Origin of the sequence: Caballeronia sp. M1242 (assembly GCF_017220215.1) — a bacterium.
Taxonomy (GTDB): domain Bacteria; phylum Pseudomonadota; class Gammaproteobacteria; order Burkholderiales; family Burkholderiaceae; genus Caballeronia.
The window spans coordinates 1,042,561-1,061,254 of sequence record NZ_CP071130.1 but is presented as its reverse complement, the minus strand read 5'-3'; the positions used below and the strand labels follow the sequence as shown (position 1 = coordinate 1,061,254).

The window sequence follows — 18,694 nt, the reverse complement described above, 5'->3', positions numbered from 1 at the left end:
TCGCATATGTCCATGACTTCGACTCGCGTCAACGCGACGCCCACCGTTACCGAATTGCGCGTGATTCCCGTTGCGGGACGCGACAGCATGCTGATGAACCTGTCGGGCGCGCATGCGCCGTTCTTCACGCGCAATATCGTGATTCTCACGGACAGCGCGGGCAATACGGGCGTCGGCGAAGTGCCTGGCGGCGAGAATATCCGCAAGACCATCGACGACGCGCGTGCGCTTGTCGTGGGCCAGTCCATCGGCAACATGCAGGCAGTGCTCAATCGCGTGCGCACGCAGTTCGCCGACCGTGATGCGGGCGGCCGCGGCCTGCAAACCTTCGATCTTCGCACGACCATTCACGCCGTCACCGCGCTGGAAGCGGCATTGCTCGATCTGCTCGGCCAGCATCTCGGCGTGCCGGTCGCGGCGCTGCTCGGCGAAGGCCAGCAACGCGACGAAGTAGAGATGCTCGGCTATCTGTTTTATATCGGCGATCGCAATCGCACCGATCTGCCGTACGCATCCGGCGAGGACGGCAAGGACGACTGGGAGCGCCTGCGCACCGAAGTCGCGCTGACGCCGGAAGCGGTGGTGCGCCTCGCGGAAGCGGCGCAGGCGCGTTACGGCTTCAACGACTTCAAGCTGAAAGGCGGCGTGCTCGCCGGCGATGCGGAGATCGAGGCCGTGACGGCGCTCGCCGAACGTTTCCCGGATGCGCGCGTGACGCTCGATCCGAACGGCGCATGGTCGCTCGCGGAAGCCATTCGCCTGTGCCGCGACAAGCACGACGTGCTGGCCTACGCTGAAGACCCGTGCGGCGCGGAGAACGGCTATTCGGGCCGCGAAGTGATGGCCGAGTTCCGCCGCGCGACGGGCCTGCCGACCGCGACGAACATGATCGCCACCGACTGGCGTCAGATGGGCCACGCCATTCAACTGCAATCGGTGGATATTCCGCTGGCCGATCCGCACTTCTGGACGATGCAAGGCTCCGTGCGCGTGGCGCAGATGTGCAACGACTGGGGCCTCACGTGGGGCTCGCATTCGAATAATCACTTCGACGTGTCGCTCGCGATGTTCACGCATGTCGCGGCCGCCGCGCCGGGCAAGATCACGGCGATCGACACACACTGGATCTGGCAGGACGGCCAGCGTCTCACGCGCGATCCGCTGCAAATCGTCGGCGGCAAGGTGAAGGTGCCGAGCACGCCGGGTCTCGGCGTCGAACTGGATATGGACGAGATCGAGAAGGCCCACGCGCTGTATCAGCAGCACGGCCTCGGCGCGCGCGATGACGGCATCGCGATGCAATATCTCATCCCGAACTGGAAGTTCGACAACAAGCGGCCTTGCCTCGTGCGTTGAAGCGCATCAACGAAGCGTATCAATGAAGCGCACGGTGCGCGCGCCGTGCGTCACTCAGCAAAGAGATCGGGGCCGAAGACCTCATAATGGATTCGCGCCTCGTCGATGCCTAGCCTGCGCAGCGCGTCATGCTGCAAGCGCATGAACGGAATTGGGCCGCAGATGTAGTAATCGGTTTCGGGAAGCAGGATCTCGTCCTTCAGGCCATTTAGGTCGATGAAACCGCGGCGGTCATAGTCTTCGCCTTCGACATCGGTAGGCAAGGGGTCGTCGTAATAGATCACTGCCTTGAAGTTCGGCTGGGTCGCAGCCGTTTGCTTCAGCCGGTCGCGCATGGCATGCACCGCGCTATTGCGCGCGCCGTGCACGAATACCACTTGCCTGTGCGGGTTTTGAATCGCACGCTTGAGCATGCTGACCATCGGCGTGAGACCTACGCCGCCGCTGATCAGCACGATCGGCGTCGTGGCATCGACGTCGATATGGAACGTACCGTATGGCGCGGCGATCAATATCTCGTCGCCCACTTCGACATGATGATGCAGCAGCGACGACACATAGCCCGGTGGCCGCGCGGCGTCGCCGTCTTCGCGCTTCACGGAAATGCGATACGTCCGCCCGTTCGGCATGTCCGAGAGACTGTACTGGCGTATCTGACGCAGCTTGAGCGCGGGCACGTCGACCGCGACGCTGACATATTGCCCCGGCTCGAAGTTCATGACGGGCTGCCCGTCGGCGGGTTCGAGAACGAATGAAGTAATCACGCTGCTGTCGGGGCGCTTCTCTTTCACGATGAACGGCCGCCAGCCTGTCCAGCCGCCCGCGGCCTCGGACGACTTTTCGCGCAGCGCCTTCTCCATGGCGATCAGCACATCGGCAAGGTTCTGATAAGCCTGTGCCCACGCGCCGATGATCTGGTCGGTCGCGGCATCGCCCAACACGTCCTTGATCGCGCCGAGCAGATGTTCGCCGACGATCGGGTAATGCTCGGGCCGCACGTCGAGGCTTGCATGCTTGTTCGATATGTTGCGGAGCACGGCCGCAAGGCTTTCAGGATTCTCGATGTTCTCGGCATACGCATAGACGGCGCGCGCCAGCGCCGTCTGCTGTTCGCCTTGTTCCTGATGCGCCATGTTGAAAACGTTCTTCAGTTCCGGGTGCGCTTCGAATAGCCGGATATAGAAGCGTTTGATGATGGGCAGTCCGTGTTCGGCGAGCACAGGCGCGGTCGCCTTGACGATGTCCTTCGTCTCTTGACTGAGCATCGCGGTACCTCCTGTCGATCGTTCGTCCACTTGACCTGAGCAACCGTCGTACCGCAAGAGGGAAGGGGAGGCGTCCGGCGTGCTTGGCGCGGAAGCGACGTCGGCGCGACCACCACATTAAACGGCGGTGCAATCGCGCAAATACGCATTCACGCTGGCCGCCGGCATCGGCTTGGCGAAGTAATAGCCCTGAATGGCCGCGCCGCCCAGTTCGCGCACGATCCGCAACTGGTCCGTCGTCTCCACGCCTTCGATGATGCATGTCACGCCGAGGTCGTGACACAACGTGATGAGCGATCGCACGATGTTTCTGCTTCGCGGATTCGCCCCGATATCGCTGATAAAGCTCTTGTCGATCTTCAGCTTGTTGATGGGCAATGCGTGCACATAGCTGAGGCTCGAATAGCCGGTGCCGAAATCGTCGAGCGAGATGCGCACGCCGACGTCTTGAAGCAGCGCCATGTTCGCGTTCGTCTGCGCGAAGCTATGCATCAGCGCGGTCTCCGTCAGTTCGATCGCGATGCGTTGCGGCGACACGCGGCTTGCCTGAATGATCTCGATGAGCCGGCGCGTACGCGCTTCGCTCGCGATATCGTACGGCGAGACGTTGAAGGAAAGGTCCACGTCCTCCGGCCAAAGCTCGGCTGCGGCAAGCGACTTTTGCAACAGAATGGGCGTGAGATCCGCGATGATGCCCGCCTGCTCCGCGACCGAAATGAACGTGCCCGGCGGCACCGCGCCCAGCACGGGACTTTGCCAGCGCGCGAGGCTTTCGAGCGCGAGCGTGCGGTTCGTCGATGCATCGACGATAGGCTGAAACACCGGATAGAACTCGTCGGCAAGGTTGGCGCTGCGCAACGCCTGCTCGACCGCGCCTTGCTCTTTCAACAGTCGCTCGTGTTCCAGCGAGAACATGACCGAGCGCGAACGGCCCGAACGCTTCGCATGATAGAGCGCGTAGTCCGCGCGTTCGTAGAGCAGATCGGCCGTCGCCGCGGCGCGCGGATACATCGCGAAGCCGATCGAGCATCCGACCGATGTCACGAGGCTGCCGACGGCGATGGGCCTGCTCACCGCCTGAATGATCGCATCGGCGGATGCCTGCAGCGAGGCTTCGTCCGCATCCACGACGATGAACGCGAACTCGTCGCCGCCCACGCGCGCCAGCAACGCGGCATGGGTCGTCATGCGTTCGATGCGCCGCGCGATTTCCGCGAGCACGTGGTCGCCGACGCGGTGCCCGTGCGTGTCGTTGACGGGCTTGAAGCCGTCGAGATCCACGACGCCTACCGCCACCGTGCGCTTCGTCGCGGCGGCATTCGCAATGGACGACTGCAACTGCTCGAAAAACTGCCGGCGGTTCGGCAGACCGGTGAGCATGTCGAGGTTCGCGAGCCACACGTTCTCCTTGCTCAATGCAGCTGTTTCGGCTTCCGAACGAATGAGATTCGCGAAGTCGCGCTGATAGCCGAACATCACATAGCTCATCAGTGCGACGGTGATCGCGATGTCGACCGCCGATGCCGTCGCGCCGATATCGCCCATGCTCAACATGGAGCCGAGGAACGGCAGCATCATCGCGAAGGCGACGAGCGCCGCCGCCGTGCGCAGATGCATCAGGCAGAAGAAACCCGCCATCGTCGATGCCACGATCTGCATCAGGATGAAGTATTTCGCGTGAACGTCTGCGTACTTGAATAGCATCACGTCCACGCCCATTGCGAAGACCGCGCTCACGATCAGCACGGTCGTCGCGCGGGCGAGATGGCGGCGCGCTTCGGCGTCGGTCACGTCGTCATGGCGATGCACGACCCACCAGCAGCCCCGCCAGACGAGCAGCACGATGAAGACCGACGGCATGCCGAGCGCGAGCCATGCGGGCGCGCGCTGCCCGAACACGACCATGAACGACAACATCGTGACGACGAGCGATGCGTAGAACGGCGGAATCTTCGCTGCGAACGACCGGAACTGCGCGGTGGCGACGCCGGGCAACGTCTTCATCTCGTGGTGCACGACTTCCTCTCAGTGGCTGTGTCCGCGCGCCGCGCGTTGGTCATGCGGCAGCGTGTTCGATGCGGAACTGCGACACCGTCTGCGAAAGATGACGCCCCTGATGATCCAGCGCCTGCGATGCCGCAGCCGCCTGCTCGACGAGCGCGGCGTTCTGCTGCGTGACGCGGTCCATCTGCGAGATCGCCTGATTGACCTGCTCGATGCCGCGGCTCTGTTCGCCCGTCGCCGCCGCGATCTCGTCCATGATGTCGGACACGCGGCGCACCGCGGTCATCACGTCGCTCATCGTCGTGCCTGCGTCCTGCGCCAGCGCGAAGCCCGCTTCCACCTTCGCCACCGACGCGCCGATCAGTTCCTTGATCTCCTTCGCCGCATGCGACGAGCGTTGCGCGAGCGAGCGCACTTCCGATGCGACCACTGCAAAGCCGCGCCCCTGTTCGCCCGCGCGCGCGGCCTCGACTGCCGCGTTCAGCGCAAGAATGTTGGTCTGAAACGCAATGCCTTCGATGATGCCGATGATGTCCGCGATCTTCGTCGAGCTCTCGCTGATCGCCGTCATGGTTTCGACGACGCGCGTCACCACGGCATTGCCTTGTTGTGCCACATGCGACGCGTTGCTCGACAGCGTGCTCGCCTGCTGCGCGTTGTCGGCGTTCTGGCGGACCGTCGAGGTCAGCTCTTCCATGCTGGCCGCCGTCTCCTGCAGCGACGACGCCTGCTCCTCTGTGCGCGCCGACAAGTCTGCGTTGCCCGAGGCAATCTGCATGGAACCGGTCGCGATGCTGTCGGCCGCCGTGCGCACTTCGGCAATCAACGTGACGAGGCTCTTTTGCATCGCGTCCATCGACGAAAGCACGCTGCCTTGCGGGACCGCGCGAGTCATTGCGACGGGGCTGAGATCGCCCGACGCAACGCGCTGTGTGATTTCCTTGAGCGTCGCCGGCTCGGTGCCGAGCGCGCGCGTCAGGCCGCGCGTGATGATGACGCCCGCTGCCACCGCAGCCGCTACCGCCGCGAGGCAAATGGCGATGAGGATGGCCCGCTGCGTCGCGAAGTGTTCATGAGCCTCGGCCACGAGCGTCTCGGCGCGCTCGTGCGTGTAAGCGGAATAGGCGTTGGTGGCGCTCACGAGCGCGGCCAGCAGCGGGCGGCAGTCTTCGTTGATCTTGCGCACGGCTTCCTCTTGACGGTGCTCGGTCGCGAGGCTGACGATCGCCTGGGCGACCGGCGCATACAGCGCTTCGATGCGGTTGATCTCGGCGACGAGCGAGCGCGCCTTCTCGGTCGTGTCGGTCGCGGAGGCGATCATCGCGTCGAGTTTGGCGAGGCGTTGGGAGACATCGGCTTGCGCCTGCGCTTCGGCGGCCTTTTCCAGCTCGAAATCGGCAGGCGTCGTGACCAGCGCCATGTTGCGCGCGGCGATCGCGCGCCGGTCCACTGCCTGACGCACCTGTTCGGCCAGCGCCGCGCGGGTGTTGATGCCTTCGACAAAGCCGAAGAAGCGTTGATTCGCGTCGCCGAGCGCGGTGATGGACACCGCTGATACGATCAGGACGACAGCCGTTAGCAGCGAGAATGACAAGGCCAGTTTTGCCTTGACCGACATGGTTTTGAGGTTCATAGCGTGTTTTATGTGTTCGCCGTGGTCTTCGGCGCCGCGGGCGTTGTGCGCCTACGTCGTTTATAGAGACTTCCTTTTCTACCAAATGTCGACGTCTTGTCAAAGCCAACGATGCCAGCCATAATTACCATGTGAAGAAGAAAGGCGTGGTAATTGCGACCGAAGACCGAAAAAGACAGCGAAATGGCGTATTAAGCGTAGATTTAACCGACAAATCGTGCAAGCGAAAACTTCCATTTCTATCAATTTCGGCGATTGTGCTTTCATCTGAAGGTAGCTATCGTTTGCGCCTCGTTCGCGCTTCACCGTAAGGAACGCATGACAAAGGAAGACGATCCCATTCTCACCACGCGCGACGTCGCGGCCCGCCTCGGCGTTTCGGTGAAGACAGCGCAGACGTGGATCGAGCAGGGACAAGTCGAATCGTGGAAAACGCCGGGCGGGCATAGGCGCGTTCGCGCGAGCGCGGTCGACGCGCTGCGCGAGCAGCTTGGCAACCGGCGGACGGCACCGGTTCATGCCGAAAGCTCCGTGGCGCTCGTCGTGGCATCGGAAGCCGCGTTGCCGTCGTATGTGGAAGCGGCCGCGGCTGCGGGGCTGCGCGCCATCGGGCAGAGCGACCCGCTCAACGCAATGTTGGACGCGGGCCTCGCCATGCCCGCCGTGATCGCCGTCGAACTGATGCGCGGGGACTGGGAGCGCCTGTCGATGTGCCGGCGGCTGCTGCATTCGCGCGATCTCGCGCACATGCGCATGCTGCTCGTCACCGACATGCCCGCCGCGCAACTCGAAGCGGACCTGGGCGCCTTGTCGCGCATTGCGGTGCTGCCAGCCCCCGCTGACAAGCCCGCTTTCGCCGCTGCGCTCGTCGCGTGTCTATCGCTCGCGCCCCCGGACAATGCGGACACTTCGCCGTATCCCGTCGCGGCGAATGAAGCCGCGCGCCTACGGGCGGTCGAGCGCACGGGACTCGTCGATTCGGCGAGCGATCCCGAGTTCGACGAGGTCGTGCAGCTCACAGCGGAGACGCTGCGCGTGCCGATCTGCCTCATGACGCTGCTCACGCCGGACCGGCAATGGTTCAAGGCCCGCTGGGGGCTCAACGCGCACGAGACGCCGCGCTCGTGGGCGTTCTGCAACTACACGGTCATGCAGAACGATGCGTTCGTGGTGGAAGACGCGGCGGCCGATCCGCGCTTCGAGGCTAATCCGCTCGTCACCGACGAGCCGCGCATTCGCTTCTATGCTGGCGTACCGTTGCGCGACGCAGAAGGCAACGCGCTCGGCGCGCTCTGCGGCATCGACCGGCAGCCACGCGTCATGGACGCTACGCAGAAGCGGCGCCTCGTCAATTTGGCGGCGCTTGCGTCGAACCGTATTGCTCTGGTTACGCGCAAGCGGCTGGATCGCTGGAACAGGGGCGCGTGAGCCCGCGGTAGTTCAGACGCGCGAGGTAAGCAAGCGGATGCCCGCAGCGCCGAATACCAGCGCGAGGCACGCATCGAGGTAGCGCTGCATGCGCGCGTACAGGCGGCGCGGCGCTGCCATCGAGAACAAGACCGCATACCCGCCGAAGACGCTCATGCCGATGCACAGGCACCCCGCGACCACAGTCAACGTGTGCATCGGCGGCGTTGCGGTGGATGAGCCGAGCGCGGCGACCGACATCCACACGAGAATGGCTTTCGGATTCGTGAGATGCAAAAGCGCGCCGCGCGCATAGAGCCGGCGCGCGTCCGGTGCCGGTGCATGTCGTGAAGCGGGGCGCAGGGGCGGGCGCCACGCGGCGCGAGCCGACTTCGCCGCGAGCCACAGCAGATACGCCCCGCCGCACAACTTCACAGCCACGAGAAAGCCGGAATACGCGGCAAGCGCGGCCGACAGGCCCAGTGCGGCGAGCACGGCCCACGTCAACGAGCCGGACATGACGCCCGCCGCGAACACCAGGGCCGCGCGCCTGCCGGATGTGCTCGCAATCGACATGATCGCCAGATTGCTCGGCCCGGGGCTGGCCGTTCCCACGAAATAAGCCGACCAGGCGAGCAACAGGTTGGCGTCGAAGAAGGTCTGTGCGGTCATGGCGGATTCCTCTGGTCGGTCCGGTCGAGTTTTCCGCAGACCGTACCTGTCTGAACAGAGACAATCCATTGCGGGCGGCACGGGCCAGTTCGGCCGCGATGCCTGCGCGCTCTGCGCGGCGGCACACATACATCGCTTGATCACCAACGGCGCAGCGCCTACAGTGGACGCTGTGCTTTCAGCCGGCCTTAGCACCCCTTACGTTATTTCTCATCGAACGAAGGATGTGATATGAACAAGGCGCCGTCGCCCGTCTCCACCGATCAGCCCTCTCCCGAGAGGCTTCTACAAATAGGCATGGGCTTCTGGGCGTCAAAGGCGCTGCTGTCTGCGGTGGAACTCGGCGTCTTCACACAGCTGGCGTCCGGTCCGCGCGAAGGGGCGGAGCTGGCCGAAGCCCTCGGGCTGCATCCACGGGCAGCGAGCGACTTCCTCGATGCGCTCGTCGCGCTAGGCTTGCTCGACCGTGATGGCACCGTCTACAGCAATAAGGCCGACACCGATCTCTTTCTCGACAGGTCGAAGCCTTGTTATGTCGGCGGATTGCTGGAGATGGCGAACGCGCGACTCTATCCCTTCTGGGGCGCGCTGACCGAAGCGCTCATGACCGGTCTGCCGCAAAACGAAGCGAAGCACGGCGGCAACCCGTTCGACGCGATCTATCGCGATCAGGCGTCGTTGCGCGGTTTCCTTCAGGGCATGACGGGCGTGAGTCTCGGTACGGCTCGCGCCATTGCCCAGAAGTTTCCGTGGGGCGATTACACCACGTTTATCGATATCGGCGCGGCGCAGGGCGCGCTGCCCGTGCAAGTGGCGATGGCGCATCCGCATCTGACGGGCGGAGGCTTCGACTTGCCGGCCGTCGGCCCGGTATTCGACGAGTACGTCGCCGCACAGGGCCTGAGCGACCGGCTGCGCTTCTATCCGGGCGACTTCTTCAAGGACGAATGTCCGTCGGCGGATGTGCTCGTGATGGGGCACATCCTGCACGACTGGGCGCTGCCGCAAAAACTCGATCTTCTCGCCAAATGCCATGCGGCGTTGCCGCCGGGCGGCGCGCTTATCGTCTACGACGCGGTCATCGACGACGAGCGCCGCGAGAATGCGTTCGGCTTGCTGATGAGCCTGAACATGCTGATCGAGACGCCGGGCGGTTTCGATTACACCGGCGCGCAATGCCGCAAATGGATGGAACAGACCGGCTTTAGCAACATACGCGTCGAGCATCTCGTCGGGCCCGATTCCATGGTTATCGGCTACAAATAACGCAACCGCGGTCGGGCGGTCGGCAGAGAGAAACGGCCGCCGTTCGCGTTGCGTTTGTCCCCTCCACGCCTTCACTTCCTCCCTTTCCCCGCGATACAACGCTCGACAAGCGGCAGAGGTGCGCCGCTGCTTCGTCGTTGCTCGCAAGTATCGTCTGACTGCTCAAATCGCTATATAGTCGGAATATCGAGGTGTTCGCGCTCGACGATATTTCGTTGGAGCGTGAGCCGAACTCACGCGCGTCTGTGCAAGGACGGATTGCACAATGGACGAAGAAGACGAAGTCTCTCTGGAGCTGCCGCCGCCGCATCGAAACTTTGCGGCGACGCGTGCGATTATCGTCCTTCTCGCGGTCATTTCAGTACTCGGTCCTTTTCTCTGCGTCTGCGGGTACGCCTGGTTCGACTACCATCGCAGACTATCCGAAGCATTCGACGAAGTCGATCGCCTCACGCGAGTCGCGGAAGAGCAGGCTGCGACCGTGCAGGAACTCAACGCAGAAGTGCTCGACCGCATCGCCGAACTCATGGGCGAGCAGCGACCTGACTGGATCGCCCGTCAAGAACACACCATTCATGAATCGCTCAACGCGATTGTCGGCCGCTTTCCGCAGATAGCGAGCGCCGCGGTCTATAGCGCAACGGGGCAATTGCTCGCGAGTAGCCGCTTCTATCCGGTTCCGAACGTGTCGATCAGCGGCAGCGAGACGCTACAGGCGGCGTCGAACGCACACGGCGAACCTCATGTCTCGCTAGCGCAACCCGGCTTCCTTACCGGTAGCAACGTAATCACCGTAAGCACTTCATGGGTAGATAAAGCGGGCAGGTTGCTCGGCGTTTTCGCAATCGCGCTGCGGCAGCAGTACTTTCTGGACTTCTATCGGGAACTCACTGGCGACGAGCCGTTCGTTCTCATCGGCCTGTATCGCGCTGATGGTGGAATCCTGGCGCGCTTCCCGAACTCGCGGCCTCATACGACTTCGGCGGCGGACTCCGGAGTCAAGCATGCGATCGAAGCAAATGCGCGGTTCGGGCATCTGCTTTCAGTTTCACCGGTTGATGGCCGCGAAAGGGTGCTTGCGTACCGGCGGGTGCGCGGTTATCCGCTCTATGTCACGGCAGGCATCGAGACCGCTTTCATCGCCGCTAAATGGCGCGCGAATCTGATCGCCATCACGACCATATTGCTCGTTCCATGCGTCGTCGTATGGGTACTGCTCTGGATGTCGTTACGAAGGCTCGGTGAGGAGGAAGTCGCGTGGCACAACTGGCATGCCGAAGTCAGCCGACGCGTGTCCGCCGAAGAATCGAACCGACAACTGCGTCGCATGGGCGCGCTCGGCAATCTCGTGGCCAACGTCGCGCATGACTTCAATAATCTCTTGATGGTCGTGAACGCCAACGTGGAACTGGCGCGACGCAAGCACTATACGGATCTCGAGAAGGAAGTGTTGGCGGTTCAGCATGCGGCGAAAGGCGCGCAAGGACTCGCGCGTCGGCTGATGAGCGTGGCGCGCAAGCAGCCGGTGAAACTCGAATGCGTGAACGTCTGCGAATGGATCGAAAGCATGCGCGATCTCATCGAGACGTCGCTAGGCGAGCAGCTGGTGCTGGATCTCCAACTGACTGGTCGACTTAGCAGCGTCATGGTCGATCCCGTGGAACTCGAAGCGGCCGTCATCAATCTTTGCGTCAACGCGAAAGACGCCATGCCCGACGGTGGCAAGTTCACGGTGCGATGCGAATCCATCACACTTACGGAACGAACCTTCGACTTGCTGCCCGGCGACTATGTTCTTCTTCGCTTTACCGATACCGGCAAAGGCATGACCGATGCCGTGCTGCGCCGCGCGTTCGAGCCGCTCTTCACTACGAAGGCGAAGGGCGCCGGTACCGGGCTGGGGCTTGCGCAAGTCATGGCGACATGCGAGCAGTCGGGCGGCACGGCACGCATAGAAAGCGAGCCGGGCCGCGGGACAACCATCAGCGTCTACCTTCCGCGTATCGAGGGCCAAGAGGGTTGCGCTGAGCCTGCTGCGGAGCCGCTGCCGGAGGAGGCCGCAGACGTGCTCGCTTCCGGCGTGAGCGTGCTTCTCGTCGAAGATAACCAGAGCGTAGCGGATGGCATTGCCGCCGTGCTCGACGTCTTGGGTTGCAGCGTGCGCCATGAGTTGACGGCAGATAGTGCGATCGCCCTGCTGGAAAGCGGATACCGCGCTGACCTCGTGCTTTCGGACGTGCAAATGCCGGGTAAGCGCGATGGCCTTGACCTCGCCGAATACGTTCGAGATCGTTGGCCGGACCAGATGATCGCGCTGATGACCGGCTATGCGCAGGAATTGAGGCGCGCATCCGATGCCGATGTTGTTATCCTTGCGAAACCATTCGACATCAACGAACTGCGATCGGTGGTGAAGAACTGCGTGCGCAGTTGATCAAGGCCGGCGCAACGGAGGGGCGCGGGGTAAATCAACGCATAAGACACAGAGTTCGCGCCGCCTATGCCTGGGCCGCCTTAGGCGATTCATCAGCTCAAGCGTCGGAGCATGCATTGCCACTCGTGTCGAAAAAAATAGAACATACGGAGACAGAATCGCGTGAACGCTCTCGACTCGTCAATTCAACTTTGGCTGCTTCATGCTCTGCCTTCCTCGGGCTTATTCGCTCACGCGGTCGGCGTCGTGGCCGAATTCTATCTATTCAAGGGACTCGTTCCGCTCGCCATTCTGTGGGCACTCTGGTTCAAGCAGGGCAGTACGTTGAGCTACCGTCGAGAAATGGTGGTCGCAATCGTGATGTCTGCGCTGCTGGCCTTCGTCGTCGGACGCCTTCTTGCGCTCGTCTTGCCGTTCAGACTTCGGCCGATGTATAGCCCGAGTCTAGCTTCCAGCTTTCCCGGCGCGAGCCAGGCGAGCAATCATCTGCGACTGTGGAGTTCATTCCCTAGCGACCATGCCGCACTGTGGATGTCCGTCGCGGTCGGCATCTTTCTCGTCTGGCGATGGGTCGGTGTACTGGCGATTGTGCAGTGCCTTCTGTTGATCTGTTTGCCTCGCGTGTACCTGGGTCTGCACTATCCGACCGATGTGGTGGCGGGCGCGCTAATCGGCACGGCTGTCGTCATCTTCGTGACCCGGGCCACCGTGAGAAGACGCTTCGCGCCGCGTATCGTGAGCCTGATCTATCGACGACCGGGCACAGCAGCTATGCTCGCTTTCCTTTTCTTCTTCGAACTCGCAACGATGTTCGATGAGCCGCGACTGCTGGCGATTGCTTTACACAAAGCGCTTTAGGGTATCGGCGATCCGTCTAATGCGCTCCTTTAGGTCTGCTACGGCCTTCTGTTCGTCATAAGAATACTCAATTACCCTAATAGTCACCGCTTGCGCCGCGAAATAACGCATGTGCGAAGGCTTCGATTGCGACGAGCGTGTGTCGGCGTGTCAGAAATACGCGTTTCGGAAGTTTCTTCCTGCTGAATGATTTCAGACGAATTTTTTTCTGAAATGTGTGTTTACAGCCATCTCATTAGACGATAACCTTGCTTCCGTGCTGACCGATTCGGAAAATGATGCCTTAAACGAAGCGGCACGCAGAAGCAGTCGGTAAGTAATACCCTTGAACCAGTTTGCATCGGTGACCATGAGTGGCGCGGTCATCGGCCTTCCTCGGCAGGCAATCGTTTGCTGGCGTCAACGCCAGCGCGATAGGAACCAGGCATAGCTCGACGGCCGGTTCAACGCAGTGCGACCGAACCGGTTCCCCAGTAAGCGAAATACGTTCTTGGTCGTCGGCATGTGTTGCCGGCAACCTACTTCAACTCTGCGAGCGAATGCTCGCTCCTTAGTACTGCCAAGTGATCATGAACAACAATCAAGCTACGCAATCCCTGAGTTTCCTCGCTAAGTCGAAGGCTGCAACGTTGGCAACCGCGGTCGTCCTGAGCGCGCTGCTCGCGGCCTGCGGCGGCGGTGGAGAAGCTGCTGTCGACGCCGCAACGAACAAGTCCGCCGATGTGCCGGAGGCAACCGATAAGGCCGCGACCACGGGCTCGATCTTCTACGGCGTGAACGGTCACATCACGAACGGCGGCGCATACGACAGCACCGCGTACGCAACGCAGCTCGCGCAGCTTCAGAGCCTCGGCGTGAAGATCTACCGCAACGACGTCTACAGCCAGGCTTCCGCGAAGGTCGTCGCGACGGTTGCCAAGACGTTCGCCGCAGGCGGTGTGCAGGTTTATCCGGTGATCATGATCGGCCTGAACTACAACAGCGAGCAGGCGGCCTACAACGCCGGTTACACGCTCGGGCAGCAGACGGCGCAAACGTACAACTATACGTACTACGAAGTGGGTAATGAAATGGAAGCCCACACGCTCGCCGGCAATTACGACGGCAATGTCTGGAATCAGTACAGCAATCAGCCGTTCACCATTGCGCGCGGCGCGATCCGCGGCATGATCGCCGGCGTGAAGTCGGTCAACAGCTCGGCGAAGATCATCGTCGACGGGACGTGGAAGCACACGGCGTTCTTCCAGATGCTGGCGGATGGCTCGCAGCCGGACGGCACGCATGGTCACCCGACCGTCAGCTGGGACATCACGGCGTGGCACTGGTACTCCGACCAGGGCGACATGACCCATGCCTGCGGCAATACGGGTTGCCACGACGTCCTGGGCGTGCTTCAGTCGATGGGTAAGCCGATCTGGATCAACGAGTACGGCGTTCGCCCGACCTACGGCACCTACTCGTCGATTGCGTCGTACATGACCGGCAACCTGATGATGCAGCAGTTCTACAACAACGCGGCCAAGTACAACATCCAGTCGATTCAGGCTTTCGAGATGTATGACGACAGCGAAGGCGCGTATGGCTTGATGCAGAGCGACGGCAAGACCCAGAAGCCGGCTTTCACGGCGGTCAAGAGCTTCATCGCAACGCACCCGAAGTAAATCGAAAAGGGCCTCCGGGCCCTTTTTTGTTTTGGGCGTTCTGAATGACCGCATCGCTGGGTCGCTGAGGTGTCGTGTGAGAACCGTGCTTTCTCAACGCAACTGACAAGCGGGAAACGCAATCGCGGCTTTCATCGAAGTGAAGCTATGAGTCTCAGCCGCTGCTCGGTGTGAAGCGCCCGTGCGTCCCGCACTTTCGTTCTAGCGAAAACCCTACTCGCGCAAGAAGAGCGAGAGACGTCAAGCAGTCGCGAGCGCGGCCGTCAGCCAAAGGTCCTATGCATATGCAAGGTCGCATGGTCGCGCCTGCTACTTCGATTGCTTGTTCGAGGGCGGCGCCGTTTTGGAGGCGGCGTCGGGATTGGGGCAACCTGGATCCTGCAATCGCGCCCGCGCCGCATCGATATCGTTGGGGTAGGTGATCTCGTCGGCGATCGGGTTGTACCCTGCGCATCGATAGCGGTCGAGATCCGAGCGGACTTGCTCGCGCGTGGAATCTTTCGAGTCGGCCGGCGAAGCGGCGCGTACGTTCAGAGGCGTTAGCAGACCGAGCGTCAGAGTGCAGACGACAGCGAAGCCAGCCGTCGCGCGTTTGCGAAAGCAGTGCCAGCCCGGTAGCAAACCGGCCCAGCCAAGTGAGTTCTCTTTATGAGCCATGCGAGTTCTCCGCGCCGTGATGCACCGACTACTGCGCCGACGATGTCGGCAAGCCTTGCAGCAGGTGAGAAGCATGTTGTAGATGATTCTCTCCGATCGGCACGCCTCGCGCCGCAAAGGCTTTCACTTGCGCGTCTTCGCCATGCTGCGCCTCACTCGCATAAAGCGCATTGCCCATTTGATGGATATGCACCTGCGCAATCGCATATTCGCGGTCGAAGGCGGGTCCCGTCATGGTTCCGAGTTCGTCGTAGAGCGTGCGGTTTGCCGGGTCCATCGCCTGTAACAAGCGCACGTGTTTCTCGTCCGCAATCTGAGACAACTCACCGTTGATGCGCGTATGCTCGGCAACCATTTTCTGCCCGAACTCGCGAACCTCCGATGAACCGCCTCGCTCGGACGCCAGCTTGCCGAGATCGATCTCGGCTTTGCCGACGCTCGCGGCGGTCAGCATGAACTGCTGGTCGGCGGGGCTGACTTGGGCGTCCGACTGCATTAGACGGCAGCCCGCGGCTGAGAACGCAGTCGCGCAAACGAGGGCCGCAAGAATCCCTCGACCGTGTCGCCGCGATATCGTCAGATGCGGCTTACTCACGCACGCGTTCGCATCCATATCGCGGTGAAATGCCAGTTGCTCTGGCGCTGTAGATTCCTGACACATCGCGCCCTCCGTTCGGGTTTAGCGGTAGTGACAGTCAGCGCAGCAAAGCGCGGTCCACAGGCGCGCTCAACGCATCACGAGTGGTTGCCTTTGGTGTGACCGCGACAGTTACGGCTTTACTGCATCGAGCATGCGGGAGCCGCTAACCGGAAGAACTTCCCGCGCGAGTTCAACGCGATTGCGGCCATTGTCTTTGGCGCGATACAGCGCCTCGTCGGCTTGCTTGAGCAACTGCTCGATGCTCGCGTCGGCAGCGCCCAGATAAGCGATTCCGATGCTGCACGTATAGGAAGGCAAGGCCGATTCACTCGGGCCTGCGATTCGCTCCTGCAATGCGTGTCCAAGGCGCAATGGCTCGTGAAGGCTGTCGCACGGAAAGAGCACGGCGAACTCCTCTCCGCCCCAGCGTGCGAACTGTGCCTCTGGCGGAAGCGAGAGACTTGCGCGTCGCGCGAAATCCACGAGGATGTCGTCACCCATCGAGTGACCGTACGTGTCGTTGATTTTCTTGAAGTGGTCCAGATCGATCAGCAAGAGCGACAGGTATCGCCTGACCTTGCGCGGTGCTTCTCGCGACATCGTGTGAGCGCCCAGCAGAGCGCGACGATTCAGTAGGCCAGTAAGAGGGTCGATGCGCGACAATTCCTCGAGATGCACCCTGAGGCGGTTGACGGCTGTGAGCATGAAACCGACGGTAATGCTCAACGACATGAATGCGCCACTGCTCAAATAGACCATCTGCATGCGGTCGTGCGCATACAGTCCCTCATGCGACGCGCCCGGTTGCAGCGACGTGAGCACTCTCGCCGACGCGATGACGGTCTCGAATGCGAACAACGTGCCGACGACCTTCGCTCCGCTATCGTCCCGGCCGAATCGCAGCAACTCATAGGCGAGGCGCGCGAAAAGCAGCGTGAGAATCACGTTGGTAAACAGGGCCCGCCCGTAAGGCGTGAAGTGCACCCACGTCATCCAGCTGAGACTGACTGCGTCCACGAATGCCAACGCTGCAATGGTGCGGATGAAGGGTGGACGACCCAGGTAGCGCTGGGTACCGATCAGCCAAAGTCCGATGCTCCCGACGATACATGCATTGCCGACGACGACGGACAGCCAGTCCGGCAACGCACCGCGCAATGCCATCACGAAAGCGGCGGCAGAAAAAAGCAATGAGCCTTGCGCCCAATGCGCAACGCCCAGAATCGTTCTGGGGAACGTTCTGCCGATAGAGAACATCACCAGAGCCATGAGCCCAGGCATCACGGATGCCATCAGCAGGACGGTACGTAAGTCGAACGTGGGCATGATGGGCTTGTCGGTGCGCGAATGAAGTGGGTTTCTATGCGTGATTTGCCGCTTTGAAGCCTTGCGGCGTGCAAGCGCAGACAAGCGTGGGCGAGGTAGCCGTCTCGACAGCAAGTGGCGGTGAGTCTTTCCACGTGCTACCGAAGAGACACTGTCCACTTGCGTCGGTCAACGTCAGTTATCGGCTCCGGAAGCCGAAACTTTAGTGGGCTGCGAGTCCCGCTAGCCGCGTCGGAGATTGAGAACCATTCAATCACCTTGGCTCTTTTTGGAAAGCGCCGCGCATCATTATTGTCGCCATGACATTTGTCTCGTGCCGCAAGTGCGGCTTGACATCGTGTATATGCACAGATACGCTCCTGGGCTATCGAAGCAGCGACCGCTGCAATTTTGTCCGACATTCAGTGCATATGCACTAAAAGCGATATGACGACGCCTTCCACTCAACTCCCATCGACGACCGCGCCGGCGCTCGACCGGCCCGCACGCCGTATCCCCTGGATGCTGCTCGCGCTCGGGGTGGTCGCGGCCGTACTCGTCGCGGCGCTCACGTACTGGGTCCTCGTTCTGCGTTTCGTGCAAACGACCGACGACGCCTACGTCGGCGGCGATGTCACGGTGCTCGCGCCGAAGGTCAACGGCTTCGTGACCGACGTTCTCGTGCAGGACAACCAACGCGTGAGCGCGGGCCAGGTCCTCGTCCGTCTCGATGCCCGCGATTACGACGCACGTCTCGCGCAGGCGAATGCGGAAGTATCGAGTGCCCGCGCAGCCGTCGAGGAACTGCGCGCAAAGGATGCCTTGCAGGCCGCTTTGATCAGTCAGGCTCAGGCGGAAGTTCGCGCGTCGACGGCCGAACTCACGCGTAGCGGACAGGACCGCGTGCGTTATCGTGCACTCGTGAAGGATGACGCCGTGTCGAATCAGCTTGTCGAACGCGCCGATGCCGACTACAGCAAGGCGCAGGCGTCGGTCGACAAGAGCGGGGCATCGCTCGTCGCAGCCAAGCGTCAATTGTCCGTGATCGACGCGCAGATCGCCGATGCAGAGGCCCGCGTGGCGACCGCCGAAGCCGCGCGGCGCGTGGCGCAACTGAACGTCGATTACACGACCATCCGCTCGCCCGTGGACGGTTATGTCGGCAATCGCACGGCGCGCGTCGGCGTGCTGGCGAATGTCGGCACATCGTTACTCACCATCGTGCCCGCGACCGGCCTCTGGGTCGATGCGAACTTCAAGGAAGACCAGCTCAAGAAGATGCGTGCCGGTGACGACGCCGATGTGGAACTGGATGCATCGAACATTCCGTTCACTGGCCACGTCGAAAGTCTTGCGCCCGCGACCGGAGCCACCTTTAGCGTGTTGCCCGCCGAGAACGCGACGGGCAACTTCACGAAGATCGTCCAGCGTGTGCCCGTGCGCATTCGGCTCGACGTGCCGAAGGGCGCAGAGTCGGTGCTCCGCCCCGGCTTGTCCGCGACGGTGAAAGTCCACCTTCGCAAGCACAACGGTTAA

The 18,694-nt window shown here is 61.9% G+C and carries 14 protein-coding genes and 1 pseudogene; 7 read left to right on the top strand and 8 right to left on the bottom strand.

The genetic code is table 11. From position 1 onward, the window contains the following. Positions 1–12: 12 nt before the first annotated feature. The gene (gudD, locus tag JYK05_RS18355) at positions 13–1,356 is read left to right on the top strand and encodes a glucarate dehydratase (RefSeq protein ID WP_371826435.1); all 1,344 of its coding nucleotides are present in this window, start codon (positions 13–15) and stop codon (positions 1,354–1,356) included. A gap of 50 nt (positions 1,357–1,406) precedes the next feature. Here the strand turns inward: gudD and hmpA are convergent, their stop codons facing one another. From hmpA to JYK05_RS18340, 3 genes and pseudogenes are all read right to left on the bottom strand, one after another. Beyond that, a complete protein-coding gene (gene hmpA / locus JYK05_RS18350) occupies positions 1,407–2,621 on the bottom strand; it encodes an NO-inducible flavohemoprotein (RefSeq protein ID WP_206468719.1) in 1,215 nt (404 codons plus the stop codon). A gap of 117 nt (positions 2,622–2,738) precedes the next feature. After that, positions 2,739–4,625 (bottom strand): bifunctional diguanylate cyclase/phosphodiesterase, encoded by a 1,887-nt coding sequence (locus JYK05_RS18345; protein WP_206468718.1) that lies wholly within the window; start codon positions 4,623–4,625, stop codon positions 2,739–2,741. Positions 4,626–4,680: 55 nt separating this feature from the next. Further along, a pseudogene (locus JYK05_RS18340) lies at positions 4,681–6,258 on the bottom strand (methyl-accepting chemotaxis protein); the annotation flags it as partial. Positions 6,259–6,576: 318 nt separating this feature from the next. On the opposite strand from JYK05_RS18340, the gene JYK05_RS18335 reads away from it, so the two are divergent. Beyond that, positions 6,577–7,686, top strand: a complete 1,110-nt coding sequence (locus tag JYK05_RS18335) for a GAF domain-containing protein (RefSeq protein ID WP_206468715.1) — start codon at positions 6,577–6,579, stop codon at positions 7,684–7,686. A 12-nt stretch (positions 7,687–7,698) separates the two neighbouring features. Here JYK05_RS18335 and JYK05_RS18330 read toward each other — a convergent pair whose 3' ends face one another. After that, a complete protein-coding gene (locus JYK05_RS18330; protein WP_206468713.1) occupies positions 7,699–8,337 on the bottom strand; it encodes a LysE family translocator in 639 nt (212 codons plus the stop codon). Positions 8,338–8,568: 231 nt separating this feature from the next. Between JYK05_RS18330 and JYK05_RS18325 the strand changes: the two genes are divergently transcribed. The 3 genes from JYK05_RS18325 to JYK05_RS18315 all read left to right on the top strand — a co-directional run bounded on the left by JYK05_RS18325 (position 8,569) and on the right by JYK05_RS18315 (position 12,895). Next, positions 8,569–9,603 (top strand): methyltransferase, encoded by a 1,035-nt coding sequence (locus JYK05_RS18325; protein WP_206468711.1) that lies wholly within the window; start codon positions 8,569–8,571, stop codon positions 9,601–9,603. A 265-nt stretch (positions 9,604–9,868) separates the two neighbouring features. Further along, positions 9,869–12,037, top strand: coding sequence for a hybrid sensor histidine kinase/response regulator (locus JYK05_RS18320; protein ID WP_206468709.1), 2,169 nt, complete (start codon positions 9,869–9,871; stop codon positions 12,035–12,037). A 162-nt stretch (positions 12,038–12,199) separates the two neighbouring features. Continuing rightward, positions 12,200–12,895 (top strand): phosphatase PAP2 family protein, encoded by a 696-nt coding sequence (locus JYK05_RS18315; RefSeq protein ID WP_175942158.1) that lies wholly within the window; start codon positions 12,200–12,202, stop codon positions 12,893–12,895. A gap of 192 nt (positions 12,896–13,087) precedes the next feature. Here JYK05_RS18315 and JYK05_RS18310 read toward each other — a convergent pair whose 3' ends face one another. Continuing rightward, positions 13,088–13,261, bottom strand: a complete 174-nt coding sequence (locus tag JYK05_RS18310; protein WP_206468707.1) for a hypothetical protein — start codon at positions 13,259–13,261, stop codon at positions 13,088–13,090. A 203-nt stretch (positions 13,262–13,464) separates the two neighbouring features. Between JYK05_RS18310 and JYK05_RS18305 the strand changes: the two genes are divergently transcribed. Continuing rightward, positions 13,465–14,556: a lipopolysaccharide biosynthesis protein gene (locus tag JYK05_RS18305; protein WP_206468705.1), complete on the top strand. Its 1,092-nt coding sequence runs from the start codon at positions 13,465–13,467 to the stop codon at positions 14,554–14,556. A gap of 309 nt (positions 14,557–14,865) precedes the next feature. Here JYK05_RS18305 and JYK05_RS18300 read toward each other — a convergent pair whose 3' ends face one another. The 3 genes from JYK05_RS18300 to JYK05_RS18290 form a co-directional block, all read right to left on the bottom strand. Next, on the bottom strand, positions 14,866–15,213 hold the full coding sequence (locus JYK05_RS18300; protein ID WP_206468704.1) for a DUF4148 domain-containing protein: 348 nt from the start codon (positions 15,211–15,213) through the stop codon (positions 14,866–14,868). Positions 15,214–15,241: 28 nt separating this feature from the next. Then, on the bottom strand, positions 15,242–15,709 hold the full coding sequence (locus JYK05_RS18295) for a DUF4142 domain-containing protein (protein ID WP_206468703.1): 468 nt from the start codon (positions 15,707–15,709) through the stop codon (positions 15,242–15,244). 273 nt (positions 15,710–15,982) lie between these two features. Continuing rightward, a complete protein-coding gene (locus JYK05_RS18290) occupies positions 15,983–17,179 on the bottom strand; it encodes a diguanylate cyclase (protein ID WP_206468702.1) in 1,197 nt (398 codons plus the stop codon). Between the two features lie 426 nt (positions 17,180–17,605). Here JYK05_RS18290 and JYK05_RS18285 point away from each other — a divergent pair, with 426 nt between their 5' ends. Then, on the top strand, positions 17,606–18,694 hold the full coding sequence (locus JYK05_RS18285; protein WP_206468701.1) for an HlyD family secretion protein: 1,089 nt from the start codon (positions 17,606–17,608) through the stop codon (positions 18,692–18,694).

What these genes read in the sequence shown, in the direction of transcription:
- gudD (WP_371826435.1), top strand. Translation starts at nt 13, where the DNA reads ATGACTTCGACTCGCGTCAACGCGACGCCCACCGTTACCGAATTGCGC.
- hmpA (WP_206468719.1), bottom strand. Translation starts at nt 2,621, where the DNA reads ATGCTCAGTCAAGAGACGAAGGACATCGTCAAGGCGACCGCGCCTGTG.
- JYK05_RS18345 (WP_206468718.1), bottom strand. Translation starts at nt 4,625, where the DNA reads ATGAAGACGTTGCCCGGCGTCGCCACCGCGCAGTTCCGGTCGTTCGCA.
- JYK05_RS18335 (WP_206468715.1), top strand. Translation starts at nt 6,577, where the DNA reads ATGACAAAGGAAGACGATCCCATTCTCACCACGCGCGACGTCGCGGCC.
- JYK05_RS18330 (WP_206468713.1), bottom strand. Translation starts at nt 8,337, where the DNA reads ATGACCGCACAGACCTTCTTCGACGCCAACCTGTTGCTCGCCTGGTCG.
- JYK05_RS18325 (WP_206468711.1), top strand. Translation starts at nt 8,569, where the DNA reads ATGAACAAGGCGCCGTCGCCCGTCTCCACCGATCAGCCCTCTCCCGAG.
- JYK05_RS18320 (WP_206468709.1), top strand. Translation starts at nt 9,869, where the DNA reads ATGGACGAAGAAGACGAAGTCTCTCTGGAGCTGCCGCCGCCGCATCGA.
- JYK05_RS18310 (WP_206468707.1), bottom strand. Translation starts at nt 13,261, where the DNA reads ATGACCGCGCCACTCATGGTCACCGATGCAAACTGGTTCAAGGGTATT.
- JYK05_RS18305 (WP_206468705.1), top strand. Translation starts at nt 13,465, where the DNA reads ATGAACAACAATCAAGCTACGCAATCCCTGAGTTTCCTCGCTAAGTCG.
- JYK05_RS18300 (WP_206468704.1), bottom strand. Translation starts at nt 15,213, where the DNA reads ATGGCTCATAAAGAGAACTCACTTGGCTGGGCCGGTTTGCTACCGGGC.
- JYK05_RS18295 (WP_206468703.1), bottom strand. Translation starts at nt 15,709, where the DNA reads ATGCAGTCGGACGCCCAAGTCAGCCCCGCCGACCAGCAGTTCATGCTG.
- JYK05_RS18290 (WP_206468702.1), bottom strand. Translation starts at nt 17,179, where the DNA reads ATGCCCACGTTCGACTTACGTACCGTCCTGCTGATGGCATCCGTGATG.
- JYK05_RS18285 (WP_206468701.1), top strand. Translation starts at nt 17,606, where the DNA reads ATGACGACGCCTTCCACTCAACTCCCATCGACGACCGCGCCGGCGCTC.